The 16954-nt window shown below is 68.6% G+C and carries 23 protein-coding genes; 3 read left to right on the forward strand and 20 right to left on the reverse strand.

What is annotated here, in order from left to right; all coding sequences use genetic code 11:
* The 3 genes from AB0B89_RS27105 to AB0B89_RS27115 all read left to right on the forward strand — a co-directional run.
* A partial coding sequence (locus tag AB0B89_RS27105; RefSeq protein ID WP_358558468.1) for a tyrosine-type recombinase/integrase occupies positions 1 to 671 on the forward strand: 671 nt, incomplete at its 5' end.
* Positions 672 to 685: 14 nt separating this feature from the next.
* Positions 686 to 1069 carry a hypothetical protein gene (locus AB0B89_RS27110; RefSeq protein ID WP_358558470.1) on the forward strand — a complete coding sequence of 128 codons (384 nt, stop codon included), beginning with the start codon at positions 686 to 688 and terminating at the stop codon, positions 1067 to 1069.
* Between the two features lie 301 nt (positions 1070 to 1370).
* On the forward strand, positions 1371 to 1502 hold the full coding sequence (locus tag AB0B89_RS27115) for a hypothetical protein (protein ID WP_358558472.1): 132 nt from the start codon (positions 1371 to 1373) through the stop codon (positions 1500 to 1502).
* Between the two features lie 40 nt (positions 1503 to 1542).
* Here the strand turns inward: AB0B89_RS27115 and AB0B89_RS27120 are convergent, their stop codons facing one another.
* The 20 genes from AB0B89_RS27120 to AB0B89_RS27215 form a co-directional block, all read right to left on the reverse strand.
* On the reverse strand, positions 1543 to 2511 hold the full coding sequence (locus AB0B89_RS27120) for a hypothetical protein (protein ID WP_358558474.1): 969 nt from the start codon (positions 2509 to 2511) through the stop codon (positions 1543 to 1545).
* Positions 2512 to 2635: 124 nt separating this feature from the next.
* Positions 2636 to 3043, reverse strand: a complete 408-nt coding sequence (locus AB0B89_RS27125; RefSeq protein WP_358558476.1) for a hypothetical protein — start codon at positions 3041 to 3043, stop codon at positions 2636 to 2638.
* 122 nt (positions 3044 to 3165) lie between these two features.
* Positions 3166 to 3444: a hypothetical protein gene (locus tag AB0B89_RS27130; RefSeq protein WP_358558478.1), complete on the reverse strand. Its 279-nt coding sequence runs from the start codon at positions 3442 to 3444 to the stop codon at positions 3166 to 3168.
* Positions 3445 to 3570: 126 nt separating this feature from the next.
* The gene (locus tag AB0B89_RS27135) at positions 3571 to 3729 is read right to left on the reverse strand and encodes a hypothetical protein (RefSeq protein WP_358558480.1); all 159 of its coding nucleotides are present in this window, start codon (positions 3727 to 3729) and stop codon (positions 3571 to 3573) included.
* Positions 3729 to 4511, reverse strand: a complete 783-nt coding sequence (locus AB0B89_RS27140; RefSeq protein WP_358558482.1) for an N-acetylmuramoyl-L-alanine amidase — start codon at positions 4509 to 4511, stop codon at positions 3729 to 3731. The genes AB0B89_RS27135 and AB0B89_RS27140 overlap by 1 nt, the downstream gene beginning before the upstream one ends.
* The gene (locus AB0B89_RS27145; RefSeq protein WP_358558484.1) at positions 4508 to 4762 is read right to left on the reverse strand and encodes a hypothetical protein; all 255 of its coding nucleotides are present in this window, start codon (positions 4760 to 4762) and stop codon (positions 4508 to 4510) included. The genes AB0B89_RS27140 and AB0B89_RS27145 overlap by 4 nt, the downstream gene beginning before the upstream one ends.
* A gap of 166 nt (positions 4763 to 4928) precedes the next feature.
* Complete coding sequence (locus AB0B89_RS27150) at positions 4929 to 5567, reverse strand: hypothetical protein (protein WP_358558486.1); 639 nt, start codon at positions 5565 to 5567, stop codon at positions 4929 to 4931.
* Between the two features lie 3 nt (positions 5568 to 5570).
* Positions 5571 to 7259: a hypothetical protein gene (locus tag AB0B89_RS27155; protein WP_358558488.1), complete on the reverse strand. Its 1689-nt coding sequence runs from the start codon at positions 7257 to 7259 to the stop codon at positions 5571 to 5573.
* A complete protein-coding gene (locus AB0B89_RS27160) occupies positions 7256 to 9928 on the reverse strand; it encodes a hypothetical protein (RefSeq protein ID WP_358558489.1) in 2673 nt (890 codons plus the stop codon). Before AB0B89_RS27160 ends, AB0B89_RS27155 begins: the two co-directional genes overlap by 4 nt.
* Before the next feature lie 162 nt (positions 9929 to 10090).
* Positions 10091 to 10414, reverse strand: a complete 324-nt coding sequence (locus AB0B89_RS27165; RefSeq protein ID WP_358558491.1) for a hypothetical protein — start codon at positions 10412 to 10414, stop codon at positions 10091 to 10093.
* 7 nt (positions 10415 to 10421) lie between these two features.
* On the reverse strand, positions 10422 to 10979 hold the full coding sequence (locus AB0B89_RS27170) for a hypothetical protein (protein ID WP_358558493.1): 558 nt from the start codon (positions 10977 to 10979) through the stop codon (positions 10422 to 10424).
* Positions 10980 to 10981: 2 nt separating this feature from the next.
* The gene (locus tag AB0B89_RS27175; RefSeq protein ID WP_358558495.1) at positions 10982 to 12007 is read right to left on the reverse strand and encodes a phage tail tube protein; all 1026 of its coding nucleotides are present in this window, start codon (positions 12005 to 12007) and stop codon (positions 10982 to 10984) included.
* Complete coding sequence (locus AB0B89_RS27180; RefSeq protein WP_358558496.1) at positions 12007 to 12234, reverse strand: hypothetical protein; 228 nt, start codon at positions 12232 to 12234, stop codon at positions 12007 to 12009. Before AB0B89_RS27180 ends, AB0B89_RS27175 begins: the two co-directional genes overlap by 1 nt.
* Positions 12235 to 12243: 9 nt before the next feature.
* Positions 12244 to 12714 carry a hypothetical protein gene (locus tag AB0B89_RS27185; RefSeq protein ID WP_358558498.1) on the reverse strand — a complete coding sequence of 157 codons (471 nt, stop codon included), beginning with the start codon at positions 12712 to 12714 and terminating at the stop codon, positions 12244 to 12246.
* Entirely contained in the window at positions 12711 to 13529 is an 819-nt protein-coding gene (locus tag AB0B89_RS27190; protein ID WP_358558500.1) for a hypothetical protein, read from the reverse strand. The genes AB0B89_RS27185 and AB0B89_RS27190 overlap by 4 nt, the downstream gene beginning before the upstream one ends.
* Positions 13526 to 15427 carry a hypothetical protein gene (locus tag AB0B89_RS27195; protein ID WP_358558502.1) on the reverse strand — a complete coding sequence of 634 codons (1902 nt, stop codon included), beginning with the start codon at positions 15425 to 15427 and terminating at the stop codon, positions 13526 to 13528. Before AB0B89_RS27195 ends, AB0B89_RS27190 begins: the two co-directional genes overlap by 4 nt.
* A 4-nt stretch (positions 15428 to 15431) precedes the next feature.
* Positions 15432 to 15737, reverse strand: a complete 306-nt coding sequence (locus tag AB0B89_RS27200) for a hypothetical protein (protein ID WP_358558504.1) — start codon at positions 15735 to 15737, stop codon at positions 15432 to 15434.
* Positions 15738 to 15753: 16 nt separating this feature from the next.
* Positions 15754 to 16290, reverse strand: a complete 537-nt coding sequence (locus AB0B89_RS27205; RefSeq protein ID WP_358558506.1) for a hypothetical protein — start codon at positions 16288 to 16290, stop codon at positions 15754 to 15756.
* Positions 16291 to 16364: 74 nt separating this feature from the next.
* The gene (locus AB0B89_RS27210) at positions 16365 to 16661 is read right to left on the reverse strand and encodes a hypothetical protein (protein ID WP_358558508.1); all 297 of its coding nucleotides are present in this window, start codon (positions 16659 to 16661) and stop codon (positions 16365 to 16367) included.
* Positions 16654 to 16875, reverse strand: coding sequence for a hypothetical protein (locus AB0B89_RS27215; protein WP_358558510.1), 222 nt, complete (start codon positions 16873 to 16875; stop codon positions 16654 to 16656). The genes AB0B89_RS27210 and AB0B89_RS27215 overlap by 8 nt, the downstream gene beginning before the upstream one ends.
* Positions 16876 to 16954: the final 79 nt, after the last annotated feature.

The following is a 16954-nucleotide window of genomic DNA, read 5'->3' on the forward strand; positions in this document are numbered from 1 at the left end:
AGCGCGGGGCCGGACGACCCGGCGTACCTGATCTACACGTCGGGGTCGACCGGGCGTCCCAAGGCCACCGGCGACTTGGGCTCGGGCCGGCCGCGGCCAAGCGCACCCCACCCCCGCATCTGGCCCCACGCGCGCTCGACCATCGTGCGCAGCTCCGGTTCCTCCGGGAGGCTGAGCGCGCATCGCCGAGGGATCGCGCGATCGCCTACACCGGGTTCTACGCCGGCCCGCGCATCTTCGAGCTCGCGGCGTTCGACCTGGAGGACCTTCACCTCAGTGCCCGCAAGGGAACGCTCATCATCCGGTACGGCAAGAACGCCAAGTACCGGGAGATGCCGATCCACTCCCAACTGCGCGGTGTGCTGGAGGAGTGGCTCCAGGAGCGCCCCGACTCCGACATCGAGGCCCTGTTCCCCAACCAACGCGGCCAGCGCCTCTCGACGCGCGGCCACTACGACGTCCTGGTCGGCCTGGCCGACACCGCCGGGATCGAGGACTTCACGCCGCACGTCCTACGGCACACCCTGGGGACGAAGATGCGACAGGAGGGCGTGGACATAGTCATCATCGCCGAGCTGCTTGGTCACAGCGTCGAAGTCGCCCGACGGTACGCGCTGCCCACCGAGGACGAGCGGCGCGCCGCGATCGAGAAGCTGACCACCGACCAGTGATCCGGGGAGACCGTATGGACCTGGACAAGCACGAGGCTCGCTTACCATGCTGCGAGTTCTGTCACTACTGCGACGCCCCCTTGGTGCGCCGCCACGAGCACGACCATTTCCCAATCCCGAAGGCAGCCGGCGGGACGGAGACCGTGCCGGCGTGCATGAACTGCCACGAGATGAAGGACCGAATGCCCTTCGATCAGTGGAATCCGACGTTCGCCGCCGACGGCCTAATGGGGCTGCTCGGCGGGCTGCCCACCGAGATGCTCACGCCGACCGAACTCGTCGCGCTCGTGGAAGACCCCAAGCGCGTCTGGCCCCCATCTCTCCCACGCTGCGCGGCTGGTCTATGCGAAGGCTCGGGCCGCCGTAGAACAGGGACGAGCCTTCGATGCCCGGCGTAGCGGCCCTTCGTAGGCGCTCCCCCGCGCCCCGTGCGGAGGCGTGGGGTATCAAGCCTGCGACGTGGCGCTCCTACGTGTCCCGGGGGCAGGCCCCGCAGCCGATTCGCCGCGTGGGAGCCACGCCGGTCTGGGATCCTGCCGAGGTGATGAGCTGGTCACGTCCTGGGCAGGGGGCCCGTAGCGACCTCGCCATCTGATGGGCAACTCGCCCCGTCCTCTCCAGGGCGGGGCGTTCGCGTTCCTGGGGTGCCAGCCGACCGTGCGCGCAACGCGCTCCCCGCCGGGCACGACGATGAGCGGCATGCGTGACATCGACCTTGAGCGCGACGTGGTGCGCCTGCCGTACGGCCTGATGACGGTGCGCGCGGGATGGCTGGACCGGGCGGAACCGCCAGAGGTCGAAAAAGCCCCGCCCATCCTCCGGAAAGGATGAGCGGGGTCCGCATCGGTTGGGCAAGACTGCACGCCCCGACCTAACTGATCAGTTGCTCCAGCCCGCCCTGCACGAGGGGCGCCATGCTCGACGCCGACTTGGCGATGAGCGCACCAATGCGCTTGAGCATGGACTTCTTTTCCTCCCCGGTTAGCGCCCCCGACCGCCCTTTGGCCTCAACCTCATCCATGGCCTCGGTCAGAGCGGACTCATCCTCTTTTTCAAGCTTGAGGACGGGGAGGGCCTCCCGCACGCCGTTGAGAGCCTCGACGAGCTTCTCGATGTCGACGCCCTGCTGCTGAGTCTGCGAGACGTTCCCATCCCGGGCCATGCCGATCTGCCCGCTGTTGGGGCCGTGCACGTTGATGGTCTGGCCGCCGCTCATGGTTGCCCTCTCGATGTACGCCGTGATGTTGCCCTCGTCGCGCTCGACGCAGTCGACGCCCTTTGTGGTGATCTGCGCGCGGGCTATTTCGCCACCCCAGAATTCGATGCCCTTAACGAACCCGTGCTCGCGAAGCCATCGCCCCGCCGCGGCGACGTCCTTGATGGTGAACTGCTCCCCCCAGAAGAACGAGAGGTGGCTGCCAAAGAAGGCCGCGATGGTGGCCATCGCGGGATCGTCGCGCGTGCTGTCGTCGTCATAGAGCCATAGCAGAAGGGCGATCCGGCACGCCCTTCTCCGGGCGGCTACATCCTGTTGAAGCTGACGGATCCGCGCCCCCTCTGTGCGCCCTGCGGCGGTCAACGCGAGGTTGTTGCTAAGTCCGCCGGCGAGTGAACGTCCTTCGCTGGTGATGAGCCTGTGCTTGACAAGGGAACTGAAGATTGTGCCGGCGTGCCTTTCGACCAAGGGGAGGTCGTCCAGGCGGCTGGCTTGCTGGAGCAATTCCGGGAGCGATGGCGCACCCGGATTGGACTCCGTGTAGCGAATGAGCAGGCTGAACACCATGTGCACGACCAGCTCGTCTTCACGTCGGGTCAGTCCGACGTCTTCAATAAAGCCCACGGTGTACGAGCTTATTGGCCTCCAGCGCCACGCTTGCACGGCACGAAGAGGGTCGGCATAACGAAACGGCCCCACCCTCCTTCGGGAGGGTGGGGCCGTTCACCACCGCAGGTGACCCAGAGGGCTACACGCGGCGTGGGGGGACGGAGAAGGTGCCCGACACGTCGCGCTGTGCACGAAGGAACCCGGGGGCCGGGTCCACCGCAGGGGTGAGGCCGAGTGGCATCAGCACCATGAGAGCGCCGTTCAACGCGACCAGGAGAGCGCCCTGGGTGACGCTGGGGATGTCGAACCCGAAGGCGACGATGCCGGTCAGGATCGCCTGGACAGCACCGATCAGGATCGACGGGACGAACGGGCGGGTAGCGACGGCGACCCAGACGGCCACGATGCCGGCCAGGATGGTCACGGTCGCGTCGGCGGTGACCTGGTTCAGACCCCACGCCTGAACGGCGGGGATGGTGATGAAGAAGGCGAGCACGGCTTGAATGGCGTGCAGCCACACCGCCGGTTCTCTTCCGAAGATCTTCACGGGCAACCTCCGTTGCATGACGCCCCCGTCGCGCGGGGGTTCGGGGGGGTGCTCTGCGCCCTTGAGGGCGCGGAGCTGGCGGCGCAGAGCGGGGAGCTGGGCGCCGGAGATGAGCGGATCCACTACACGCGGGGCGGCCAAGCCCAGTGACCGGCGCCGTCGCCCTCGGTGCGCGAGGTGGCCCAGTACGTGCAGTTGCCGTCGAGGAGCACCTGAAGGTTCGCGGTGGTCGTTGAGGGGTCGAAGACCCGGACGACGATCGCCGGATAGGTGTCGCCCGCCTGCACGTGGTTGCGGACGGTCGGCCCCTCGTACGACTGCGGAGTCCGGGAGTTGATGAGCGAGACGTCGCCCTCGTTGAGCGTGTAGTGGACGATGCGGCCGACGGTGGGCTGAGACATGGCTCTCCTCATCTGGGGGCGGAAAGGGGAAGACCTGCGACGACGCCGCAGGTCAGGAGGGGTCTGAAAAATCCGGTGATAATATCACCGCGTTTCTTAACACCAAGATCAGTGCGTCGAACCTCGTCAGGTCCCCTTGCCGTAGTCGGCGATGTACTGCGGATGCCGGGTCAGGACGTGGCAGTCGCAGAGGAACCCGCCGTCGTGGAGCGCGTAGGAGCAGCGAGGGTCATGCTCTGCTACGGGGGTAGCTTGGGCGATCTTCCAAGCGGTCGGGAAGTCCATCAGCGACGCAGCAGCTTGCCCCAGGTCTTCTCGCCCACGATCGAGTCAGGGTCGAGCTTCTCCCCGGCCTGGAAGGTCACGACGTCGGCCTTCAGCTCGTCGTCGTACTTCTTCGACAGCAGGTCCTTGGGCGGGTACCCGCGGGCACCCAGCAGCCACCGCAGGGTCTTCACGTCCCAGTTCTCATCGCCGGGGCGCAGGGTGGGCAGGTCGTTCACGACGTTCTCCGTCCAGGACTTTGAGGGCTCCTTTGAGGGGGTGTCACCCTTCATGCACTGCTTGACCAGGTCCAGGAACACATCCCACGGGAAGCCCGACCCCGGGTCGGTGTGGGATCCGCCGTACGCCCGGGTGGCGTCGACGTGGCCGATGATGCCGCGCTTGCCGGCCTTCACCTCGGCCAACGACAGGCGCTTCACCGGGATGCCGTACTTGACGCACCACGCGGCGACCACCTGCGCGGCCTGCCCGAGCATGGCCGTGGAGTAGTCGTCGAGCCACTCGGCGCGGGACTGGCGGGCGAACCCCGCCATCTCCAGCTGCAACCCGTCGGCGTTGGCCCCAGGGGCGGCCCACGCGGTGTCTGCGTCGGCGACGCACCGCACCGCCGAGTTGTTGTCGACGCACACATGGGCGGACGCTTCCCGGTCCATGGTGGCGAACATGCGGGCGCAGTCCTCGGCCGTGGTCGGCGTCTCCGCCCACTCCATATCGTGGACAATGACGAGCCGGACCGGGCGGAGACGCCCCCGGTGGTAGTGCCTGGCCTGGACGGTCTTCACGCACCGCCTCCCTTGATGAAGGTGATGAGGGTGAGGACCAGGGACGCGACGGCGACCAACGCCGCCAGCGCGGGCAGCGGCCACCGGTTTCTCTCGATGGCGCGTAGCCGCGTCTCGTGGTCGGCAACGTCGGCGACGACGCCGTCAAGCTGGGAGCTGACGTGATCGACCTTCACGCCGACCGTTTTCAGCTCGTCGTAAATCTCGCGCGCCCCGATGCTGACGGGGCCGAGTTGGTCGAGCTGCGTCATGGACGCTCCGTTTCAAGAGGTGGGTCGGTCAGTGTTGGGGTGCCTCCGTTTGAAGGCGGCGAGTTCGGGCCCGTACGGGGTGTGCACGGTCACTGCGGACGCCCAGTAGCTCCCGCCCGCCGGAGGTGTACGGGCGGCGGGGGTCAGGTGGTGAGCTACGGCGGGATCAGACCAGCGTGGTGAGCATCAGCACGGACCCGGACCGCACGATGGTGTTGCTCGCGTTGGCCGTGTTCTGGGCCCAGCGGAACCGGAACGTGCCCGCTGTCGCGCCAACCGCCAGCCGTCCGGCGGGGCGCACTATCAGGTCGCTGAAGTTCCACCCACCCGAGTCGGCAGTGGTGGCGATGTCCCTGGATTTGAGGTCGATACTGCCGAGCGAACCTGAGACCGTTGTGTCCATTCCCCCCGACGCCCAGGTGAACGTCGCACCCGAAGGGCCGGACCAACCCATCTGGAAGTCCGCCGTGCTGTTCGAGTTGTAGACGATCAGAGCTTCCACCAGGTAGTTGGTGTTCGCGTCGACCGACAGGAACAGGTGGTCGTCGTCCTGGACAGCGGTGCTGTTGTTCACCGTCTCGTCGGCGCTCTTGGTCTTCTGCCGCCTCTGCGAGCCTTCAGGCACCCATGCGGATCCGGTGTAGACGAGGAACTTGCTGGTGTCGGTCTCGTAGATGTGCCAGCCTTGCGCCGGGGACGCCGGGCGGGTGCCCGACGTGCACCGGATGATGACCTGCGACATCAGGTAGCTGTTGAGGTCGGCGGCCGTCAAGATCTCCCCGACCGTCCAGGACTTGAACGGCACCTCTCACCATCCCAATCGGTTGCTGTCGAGTGCCCCGTACGTCGAGTCGTCGAGAATGAATGAAATGGTCACCGCAGCCGGGGACGGGTCCAAGGTGAACGTCCACGACTGGTCGGTGATCGTGTCCTGCACGCCCTCCACCCACAGGTCGAGCGTCCCCGTCGGAGCGTTCGACGGCAGCGATGTGACCTGGATGCGCTGCCCGATCTCGCTGGCCAGCAGCTCGTCGAACAGATCCGGCTGCGAATGCGCCTCGATGCTGATCTGGGAGGCGCGAGGCTGCGGTTCGGCGTACTTGCCCAGCAGGTACCGCGCCCTGTCGTCGGCCTCGGCCGTGGTCTGCAGCAGGGTGTCCATGCGCTTGCTGTACGTGCCGTACGCGCCGATGCTGGCCGGGTTGGTCTGCGGCGTCCCCGCCGTCCCGTCGTCCAGAAGCACCGTGGCGTCGTTGATCAACAACGCGTCGTCCACCACGAACGACAAGTCCGGCCCGACCTGGTCAGCGGTCACCGTGAGTACGGCGGCCGAGGGCCTCTGACGCCTACCCCGGTCCTGGAAGACCGGCACCCCGGACCTGTCCATGAAGAACAGGCCCGCCTCGCTCGCGGCGGTCGAGCGCAGCAACTGCTGCACATTCTGCGTCGCCTCGTTGCCGCTCAACCCCAGGCGCGACAGCCCCGAATCCAGCGACCAGTTGGTCACCCCCGCCAGCGTGAGCAGCGTCTGCGCACGCCCCCCCGACGGCTGGTTGTCGGGCAGCGTGAGCGCGGCAGACCCCAGGATCTGGCGGCCGAACAACTTCTGCCGGTCCGTCGCCGTGATCGCCACCTGGCCCAGCACTCCGTTGGCCCACTGATGCGGCCACCGGTCGACGTACCCGACGTAGCGCATGTACTCGACCCCAGGAGACGCCCAGGCGGTGGCCGAGACGGCCTGCTCGAACTGCCACGCGCCGCTGTGGATCAGCAGCCCGGCCGGGACCACGGTCGTCGGGACCAGGATCAGACGCGCCCACACCGCCCCCGCAGGGGCCGTGCCGGTCACCGTGGCCTGCTGCCAGGTGCCCGACAGCGCGACCGCCGTGCCAGCCGGACCGGACAGGAACGTACCCGTGCCGTCGTACCAGCGGATCCGCACGTTGACGGACGCAGACCCGGAGCCGCTACTGCGGACCTGGCACGACAGGGCGTAGCCGGCGCCCTCGACGACAGGGATCCCCCACGAGGTCGCCGTGGCGATCCCCGCCGGTCCGACCAGGAGCCGGACCCCCGCCGCCGCCCCGCCGGTGTCCCACCGGATCGACGACGTCTGCCCCGGCGGGACGATCACGGCGTCGGCTGCGATCGTCCCGATCTCGGCGCCGAACAGCGAGACGTCGCTCGCCTGGGCCTGCCTCTCCAGCAGCATGTTCGGCGACACCGGCCACCGGGCCCGCACCCGGATCTGCCGGTTGATTCGCACGTTCGGATAGTGGATCGACAGGGCATTCCCCGCGGTGTACCGGCCGTCAGTGTTCGTCAACGTCAGGGCAAGCGTGCCGGGCTGCACCTCGTCCAGTTCGTGGGAGCGGCGACGGGCGATGGTCACCCCCGACCACCACTCCACGTCGGTGCTGACGTCCCGCCACAGCCATGACCCGTTCCCGGTGTCCGCGCGGAACGCGATCTCCACGAACACCTGAGGCATCGTCACGCGCCCACCACCGCCCCCTGCACGTTGAACCCGCGGGCCCGTGCGTCAGCCAGAGCCTGCATGACCACACGGGCGATCTCGTCCCTGGAGATGAGCGGCGAACCCGCGAAGTGCAGGTGAAGGTCGCCGCCCTGTACGACCACCGGAGCCGCACGCCCGCCTGCGCCCAAGGCGGACGCCATGGAAGTGCGCATCGACGCCAGCCCCCCGCTGGACGCGGAGACCGAGGACAGCATGTCCAGCAGCCCGGACTGACCGGCCAGCTGCATGGCTCTGGCCGGCCTGGTGAGCGGGATGACGACCTCTGGTCCGTCCTCGCCCACCACGGCGACGGTCTGCCGGGTGATGATCCCGCCGTCGGCCAGGCGGGGCAGGTGGACCTGGGGTAGCCCGGGGACGATCCCGGCGAAGGAGTTCATCAGCGACTCGAACCAGCCGATGACGGCGTTGATCCACGACTTGATCGCGTCACCCATCCGGCCGAGGCCGGCGTTCACCTGGTCCGGCATGTGAAACAGGATGCCGAGGGTGAGCTGTGCGGCGCCGAGCAGCAAGTTGAAGGCGTCGCGCAGCGTGTTGAGGGCGAGCACCCCGTTGGCGGCCAGGAACTTGACGGCCGCGAAGGCCTCGGGCGACTCCAGGAGTTTCTTGATCAGCGGACTGGCCTCGCGCATCAGATCGGCGAAAATCCGGACAAGATCAACGAAGGGGGGTATGAGCTTGGGCAGCTCGGGGATCAGTGGCTTGACGACCTCCAGGAGCAGCCGAAGCAGGGATGGCACTAGGGGTGTGACCTGGCGAAACACGTCCAGGAAGGCCATGGCCAAGTCGACCACCATGGGAGCCAGGACAGGCACCTGCTTGATCAGAGCGACCAGGATTTCACCGCCGAACCGGATCAGATCCGGCAGGATCTTGACGACCTCCACGAACAGCGCGGCGAAAGCACGGGCCAGCGCCCCGAAATGGGGTGTGACCTGCGGAAGCACCGCCAGCAGCTCGCGGAGCACCTGCGAGCCGACCTCGCGCAACGCATCGGTGACCGGGGCCAGGAAGGTCGAGGTGTCGCGCAGGGAGGCGGCCAGCTGGTCGCCGAGCTGCTGGGCGAAGGGCAGCAGCGCGGCCGAGGCATCGCGGAAGAACTGGGCGAGCTGTGGCAGGAGCGGCAGCAGGATGCCGGCCAAGGCCGTTGTCACCGGCTGCAGGAATGCCGCGATCATGGTCAAGCTGTTGCCGAACCGCTCGACCAGGATGGCGGCCAGCTCGACCAGGGGTGCGATCAGTGGTGACACGGCGATCAGCAGGTTGGAGATACCGGTGCCGAGCGCGAGCAACCCCTGGTTGACCTGCGGGTTGGCGAACGCGGCGCCCAGCGCGGACGCGACGGTGAGCAGCCCGGGGCCGAGGGCGGCCAAGGCGGGTGCGAGGGCGCCGATCGCGCTGGTCAAGATCGGGCCGACGGCCAACGCCAGTTGCCCGATGATCGGGGCCAGGGAGCCGATCCCGCTGGCCAGGGCCTGGACGACCGGGATCAGGGAGTCGCCGATCTGGTTCAGGGCGCTGAAGACGCGGACCAGCACCTCCTGGCCCTTGGCCGAGTTGGCCCACTTGGCCATGCCGTCGACCAGCCTGCCGATGACGCCCAGGGCGTCGGAGCCGCTTTCCCGCATGGCGCCGAAAACGGCCTTGAGGATGGCGCCGACGTCCTTGGCGATGCCGCCGAGCTGGCGGAACACCAGCAGCGCGTTCTCCATCCACTGAAGCGCCTGGCCGGAGGCCGCCGCCCGGGACAGGAACTCGCCGAACCGGGTGATCAGGTCCGCCAGCCCGGGAGACAGGCGGGAGACGAACCCGGCGCCGACCGCCGCGACATCGCGGAACCCAGCCAGAAGCGGTGCCAGCGACGGCGTCAGCGACGCGACCGACCCGGACAGGTTGGCGAACACCTGCTCGACGAAGCGGACGCTGTCGGCGGACCGGGCGAACTCGGCGACCAGCCTGCCCGCGTCGCCGAACTGGCCGGCGAGCAGGGACATGCCGTCGCGTAACGGCCCGCCGAGGGTGTCCACCAGCGCCGTCAGCTGGCCCTGTAGCGGAGCGAACAGGGCGTCTTGGACCGAGTTCTTGAGGTCGGTGAGCCGCCCCTTGAGCCCGGCGAGCTCGCGGGCCACGCCCTGCGCGGCCGGGGCGAGCCCCTGCAGGGACTCCTCGAACTTCTTCGGGTCATCACCCAAGGCGGCCGAGAATGCGTCGCCGACGCCGATCAACGCGACCTTGAAGGTGACCAGCGCGCCGGCGCCCAGGGCGAGTGCCCCCGGCAGGGCGGCGACGATCCCCCCAGCCGGGGCAAGGGCCGCGACCAGGCCCCCCGCGCTGGACGCCGCCGACGCCCCCGCTGCGGCGAAGGTGGCCAGCTTGGCGGCCGAGGCCACCACGGTCACGCCCAGGGAAGCCGCCGTCGAGCCGACGTTGCCCAGGTGCGAGCCGAGCATGCCCAGCCCGGAGCCGAGCACCGACGCCTGGCCGCCGAGCTTGCTGAAGTGGCCGCCGAGCTCGGAGGTGCTGGACCCGACCCGGTCGGTGCGCCGGCCGAGACGCTCGGCGGAGTCACCGACGCTGTCGAACGTGCGCTTCGCGCCGACGTCGCGGGCGAAAATGTCGAAACCCATGCGGGAAGCCACAGCCGGACCTCCCTCGGGGATCAGCAGGTCAGGCAGGTGGTTTCGTCTGGCCGTCAACGAACGCGCACATCAGCTCGAACTCCACGTAGGTGAGCTGGTCGACATCGCGCGGGGTCAGGTGACAGAAGTGCGCGAGCAGCGGCAGGTACCTCAGGCGTTTGGCGGTGAGGTCGTCGCCGCCTCGCCGCCGGTAGGGCCCACCGGCTCCGGCTCGTCCTCTTCGACGGAGAAGCTTCCGAGGTCGACCGGGTAGGTGCCGTCGCAGATGTCGTCGAAGGTGACGTCTTTGCCCATGCGGTATTTCAGGATCAGCCAGCACAGGGCGGCGATGGCCAGCATGTCCTGCTGGGCGAGCGCCTCGCCGAGCTGCGGGGGGCGCATCCCGGTGGCCTTCTGCAGCGCGAGCGCCTCGTGCAGGGGCAGGCTGCCGAGCTCCAGGTCGACACTCTCACCGGCAACAGTGATCTTCGCCACGTGGTCCTCATTTCTCGATCTCTTTGGCCAGCTCGTCCATGGCCCTGAGGATGGATGTTCGAACGGTGCCGAGGTGCTTGCGGATCGTCGTCTCGAACCAGGGGCGGCCCTTCTGCGCCACCCACGGATCGCGGCCGAACGTCGGGTGCCGCCACCCCTTCGGGTCGTCCAGGTGACGGGGCAGCGTGCGCTGGTCGGGCGGGAGCTTGGACTCGTCCACCACGATCCGCACCGCGGCGGTCTTGCTGCCGGTCTTGATGTCCAGCTTGATCGCGGCGGCGATCGTGGTACGCAGACCGGACTGGCGCCTGGCCTTGGCCCGGCGCTTGTTTTCGTCCTTGGCCTTCGACCGCTCGAAGTGGTGGAACTGACGGGCGCTGCCGCCGCCGCCGCGTGACCCCGTCACCGGGATGGCCTTCACTGCCGCCTTCGTGGCCACCACGGCGGGCTTGGCTCCGTCCCTGACGGCCTTACGCAGCTTGCTCGTGAGCTTCCGGTCAGCGCCCTTGAGCCGCTTGTTCAGCTCGTACAGCTGGTCGGCCCCGGCGATGCGGACATCGACCACGCCTAGAGGGTCGAATCCGCGCTGATGGTCATGACCTGGATCGGGGCGTTGGTCTCGTCGTCGTAGGCTTCCCACTCCACGTCCATGGCCACGATGTCCGGGCCGTCGACCGTCGGGGTAGCCGACTTGATCTTGATGGCCGGGCAGATGATGCTGAGCGTGTCGTTCGACCCCGACGCCCCGATCGCAGCGCCGGTCATCACGAACTCCATCGCCATCGTGGTGCTCGCCTTGAACGGGTCATACAGCTCCGCCTTGGAGAATTCGGCGCCGAACTTCCCGGTGATCGTCGGGATGTCGTTCTCCAGCTGTTCCGACTTCACCCCGGCGTTGCCGATGCCGAACCTTTCGGTGGCCAGCGGCGAGCTCATCTTCACCGAGAAGTCCTTGACGACGGTGGCGACCTGGGTGCCGCCCGTCACGCTCATCAGACCGGTGGACGTGGCGGCGGTACCGCCCAGCTTGAGGGTGGCCTGCGAGAAGTTGAACAGGTTCGCGCTGGTGTAGGAGGGCGTGGCCAGGGCGGTGATCAGCGACTCGTCCCAGCCGTCCACGCTGAGCTTGAGCTTGGCCACCTCGCCGTCCGACAGGGAGAACTCCCAGTCGCTCACCTTGCAGCCGCGGAACGTGAACGGCCGCACCGTGCCCGACGCCGGCTCAGGGCGGCCGACCTGGATGGTCAGGCCCAGGCCCTGCATGCCGACCGGGGTGTGGATCTGCCGGTACGCCGGGCTGGTGATCACCGTTGCCGTCGCCGTGCTGCCAAGAGCGTGCTTCCACAGCAACCCCATGCCACGCGTCGCGACCGCCAGCTCGATATCACCCGATACCGACTTGCGGGACTGCACGACCCTGGACGCCCGCTTGAACTTGCGGCCCACCCGCAGCCCTGCCGGCTCCAGGAAGGCCGGGTCGAACTGCAGGCCCTCCTTGTCGAACTCCACGAACTTCGTCGGCGTGACAGCGGTGCCCACGGTGCTCTCCGCGGCGAAACCGAGCTGGCTGTCTAGCCCCGTACCTGTGGGCATCAGTCGTTCTCCTTACCGGTCTTGTCGGCCTTGCCGGCCTCCTTGACGAGCTCCCACGTCTCCTTCGGCCACGCCCGCTCGTCGTCGCCCTTGCCGACGATGTAGGCGTCGTCGATCTCTTCGGTGAGCTCGCCGTCGACCTCGATGACCTCGCCGGCGTCAACGCGGCGACCGTCCGCACGGCCGATATGCAGCTCATCGCCGGACTTGTTCTTGAACCTCGCCACGCTGCTCTCCTAGATGCGGGTCTGAACTGCGATTTGAAACGGGATGCGGCACTCCAGGCCGGACCCGCGCTGCGACTGCACCAGCGAACCGGAGGCCATGGCCACCACGGTGGGCGGCGGCAGGCCCAGCGACGGGTCCGTACGAAGCGCGGTCTCCACCTCGCCGAGCATCTCGAACGCGCGGGTCCGCACCGGGACGACCTTCGTGCTGCCGGACCACACCGACACCGCGCACATCACCACGAATGACTCGTTCTTCGCTCGCGCGCCGAGCCCCGCCCACTCCTGGTCGAACGTGACCGCCTCGCCGTCGCCGTCGGGGTCGCCGTCGTAGCCGACGAACACCGCCTCATGCAGGGGGTCGCCGGTGATGATCGGCCCGTCCACCACGGCCACGCCGGCCACGCCGAGGCCGGGGGTTGCCTGGAAGAGGGCCACCAGCGCGTCGATCGCCGCAGGCACCCTGGACGTCCCACTCATGCGATCCCCGAGACCTGGTCGCCGAGGAGTTCCAGCACCCGGCGGGGGATGGCGAACCCGAACCGCGGGTCGTACACCTCATCCGACCCGCCCACACGCACCCCACCGGACTGGCCGCGCTGGGTGTCCCACAGATGTTGCAGCAGGATCTTCGCCGCCAGGTCGACGTGAGGCGGGATGTCCGTCCTACCGGCCACGTAGGTGAAGCGGATCGGCCCGGCCATGTAACAGGCGTCCAGGCGCTCCACGATGCCCGTCGGCCCGTCCACGTCCAGGTCTGCCACGTCCAGGCCCAGGCCACCAGTACGCACGGCAACAGCCGAGGTGAGCAACAGGACGGGGGTGTGGTTGAGCGCGATCTGGTACCCGCCCGAGTGCTTCTCGGTGTACGACCTGCGGCCGAGCGCGCCCACATGCCGCTCGCACACCTCGGTCACCGAGCGGGCGAATCCGGAGATTTCCTCGTCGGCGTCGTGGTCGTCGGCGTCGATGTTGAGCTGCTTCTTGGCCCCCGACAGCGAGATGACCCCGGCCTCGGACCACATCGCGGCGACATCGAACGACTCCTCGTCCACCCCGGTCGGCGTGGTGCTCACCCACCGGGCGATGTGCCTGCCCGCCGCCGTGGTCGCGAAGTCGTAGTAGTACGCCCCGACGCTGTCACGCACCACTGCGGGCGAGATGAACGGGCCCACGGTCGTGCCGTCCGGCAGCAGGATCGTCAAACTGACGGCCGCCGGGTCGACCAAGACATCGGCCGAGTTGCGGACCTCGGTGGTGAGCGTCACAACCGCGCCGATGCCATGTGTGCTCACTGGTCGCCTCCTCGAAGTCGGGCCGCCGCCGTAGCGGTGGAGGCGACGCGGACACCGGCCCGGTCGGAGCCGGCCAGCCGGGCCGAGTTCGGGGCCTGGCCCTGGATGAGTGCCGACACCTGGTCGGCGAGCCCGCCCTGGTCCGTCAGGGTGAGCGCGATGGTGACCTGGAGGACCAGCTCGTCGGACAGCCCTGCGGTGTCGGTGAAGGTCTGCGCCGGCGTGGCGCTGGCCATGGTCGCCGCGTCGGTCAGACCCGCGGTGTCGTCGAAGGTGAGCGACCTAGTGACAGCCAAGGTCAGGGTGTCGGCCAGTCCCGCGAGGTCGCTCACCGTCTGGCTGACGACCCGTGACGTGGAAAGGCCGTCTGTGAGCCCGGCGCTGTCGTCGAGTGTGAGCGAACGCGTCACAGTGAACGTCAGCGAGTCCGACAGCCCAACCGGGTCGTCGATCTGCGGCGTCAGCGATCCGGCCGTGAGCAACTGGTCGGTGACGCCGGTGGCGTCGGTGATGGTCCGGTTGAACGTGGCGGCAGCCGTGACGGCGTCCGCCAGGCCTGCCGAGTCGTCGACCTGGAGCGCCCGGGTGACCGCGATGGTGACCGTGTCCGCCAGGCCAGCGGAGTCGTCCACCTGCGCGCCGAGGAACCGCGCCGTCGACATGATGTCGGCCAGCCCGGCGGGGTCGGTCAGGTTGATCGCGAACACCGCGCCGACCGTGACCGTGTCCGTCAGCCCGGCCGTGTCGGTGACCGTGAGGCTGATCTGCCGGGACAGGGTGAGCGAGTCGGTCAGGCCTGCCGGGTCGTCAAGGTTGACGGTCGGCGTGCCGGAGGTCGACAGGGTGTCGGCGAGCCCGGCGTTGTCGTCGATGGTCCGGGTGATGGTCAGCGGCGCGGTGAGGGTGTCGGTGATCCCCGCGTTGTCGTCGACCTGGAGCGCACGGGTGAGTTGCAGCGTGGCCGCGTCGGCCAGGCCCGTGGTGTCGTTGACCTGGAGAACACGGGTGAGCTGGGTTACCAGCGCATCCGACAGCCCGGCGTCATCGTCCAACGCGGCCGGGGTCTGCTTGCCCAGGGTGACCGCGTCGGTGAGCCCGGCGTCGTCGTCGAACTGGACCGGCCGTGTGACCGCGAGGGTCGCAGCGTCGGCCAGGCCCGCGGAGTCGGACAGGACGCTGGTGCGGCTGAACGCCAGACTGTCGGTCAGCCCCGCGTCGTCAGTGCTGGTCTGGGGGAACGCCGTCCCCGAGGTGCCGAGGACCTCGACGGCGACGATCGCGTACTTCTGCCCGGACGGCGCGCTCAACCCGAGCGTCTTGGCGCCGGCGGATCCGGCGTCCGACCAGTACGCGGCGTAGGTGGTGTACGCCGCGGCGTTGCGGAAGTACACCCGCTCCATGCCGTTGGCCAGCGTCGGCGTCACCGTGTTGACCGTGCGCCAGGTGCGGCTGGTGCCATCCGCGGCGTTCCAGTCGCCGACGAACGCCACGATCGCGCTGTTGGCGCCCGTGGTGGTCAGCCCCAGGGACGGGGCGCCCGTCGTGTTGGTCTTGGCCGACGCACCCACGCCGCCCGAGGCGGTGAACCTCAGTAGCGAGTACCCCCACCGGCCGGTCATGTTGGATGCGGTGACCGTGACCGTTATGGACGTGCTGGTGGTGGCCACGGCCGTCCATACGTACGCGGTGGCGTTGGAGGCGACCGTCACCGACTGCTGCAACGTCCAGGTCAGCGAACCGCCTGAGACCCCGGTGAGGGTGGTGTTGGCGTCCTCCGTGCCGGCCAGGATGACCAGGACGTCGCCCGCGGTGACGGTGACCGAGCTGGAGGTCTCGGAGTTCTTGGCCGTGTCCCAGGAGGTGACCGCGACCGAGGTGCTGAACGACGGGGCGGCCACAGGGTCAGTCCAGCCCGGTTACACCAGCGAGGTCGTTCCACATCGAGTTGACGGTGAACTGCAGGTCGCTGTCGCTTGACGCCTCGCTGATCGCGACGTTGGACGTGATTGCCCACGCGAACCGCTCAACCCACTTCGCTGACTCGCGTAGCACGTCCGCGGCGAGTGCCTGACGTTTGCCGTACACCGCGGCGGACATCTGGCCCTGCGCCTCCCCGCCCACGTCGATGGCAGCCGTGGCGATCGCCACCTTCACCTTGAGCTGGAAGTCGGCGTTCGAGGCGAGCGCCGCCTGCGTGAGATAGCTCATGTCCGGCCCCTTGGGATCAGGCGCCGAGGAACTTATGGTTCCAGGTGGCGACGAGGATGTCGGACGCGCCCTTGTTGATCGCGGAGAACACGACCCGGGAGATGCTGTTCGCCGCAGTGCTCGTGGCGTTGGTGGACGAGTCGTTGACGATGACCAGCTCGGTCAGCGCGGTGTCGGTAGCCACACCTGCGCTCCACGTGCACCGGTAGACGGCGTTCACACCGAGCCCGGACCCGAGGTTCGAAATCTGCGGGTACGACGCGTCGAACGCCAGATTGCTGCCGGTCTTGTAGGTGACCAGCGCCGCACCCGTGCTCGCCTTGGACGCCGCAGTGGTGCCCGTGCCCAGCTTCATACCGGTCACCTTGGTCGCGTCCGACGGCGCCGCCGGCGACACAGCCGAGATGGCGCGGGTCGCGTAGTACAGGTCGCCCGCGTCGGTGATCAGGTTCTTGGCGACGCGCTCGTCGATGAGTTCGCCGTCGCGGTCGTACAGGGACAACGTGACGATCCCGGACAGGCCCGCCTCGCTGGTTTCCGGTCGGACAGTCATCGCTGCTCCAGATCCTGGTGATGGTAGTGGACGGCGAAGAGGGTCACCGCGCAGTGCGAGTGACCCCCTTCGGGTTACGGGTTATTCCTCGGCCGGCCGCGGGTCGCCGTGCGCTGCCGCGGCGTCGAATCGGCGGTGTTCTCCAGCGTCGGCGGGCGAGGCTGTTCGGGGCACTGGGAGACGGCCGCCGTTTCGGCGCCGAACCGGCGAAGCTCCGCCGTCACCGCGGCGGCCCGGTCGGTCTTGCCGTACCGGACATAGCCCTCCCGCTCGCGACGCAGGGCCGCCACGTACGCCTCCTGCGGGGTCGCCTCCTCCAGGTGGTCGATCCCGCCGGTGCGGACGCTGCGGACCGGCACCTGCTCAGGCATCGGACTTCGGCCGACGGGAGGGCTTCGGGGCCGGTGCCGCGTCCTCGGCGCCCTTCTCCTCGACCTTCTCCTCGGTCTTGTCGTCGATCCACTCGGTCAGCTCGGCGCGCGACTCGGCGACGGTCTTGCCGTCGTAGCTCTCCGCGCGCTCCACCGCCTTGGCCCCTTCGACATCCGGGGTCGGGCCGGGGGTGCCCAGCGGGGCGCCGTGCACCGTGCTGCCTGGCGATCTGCCTCCAGGCGCTCCGCGGCGCGGAGCCGGCCCACACCGTCTCGATCAGCCGGTCCACGCT

Origin of the sequence: Sphaerisporangium sp. NPDC049002, assembly GCF_040649355.1 — a bacterium.
GTDB lineage: Bacteria > Actinomycetota > Actinomycetes > Streptosporangiales > Streptosporangiaceae > Sphaerisporangium.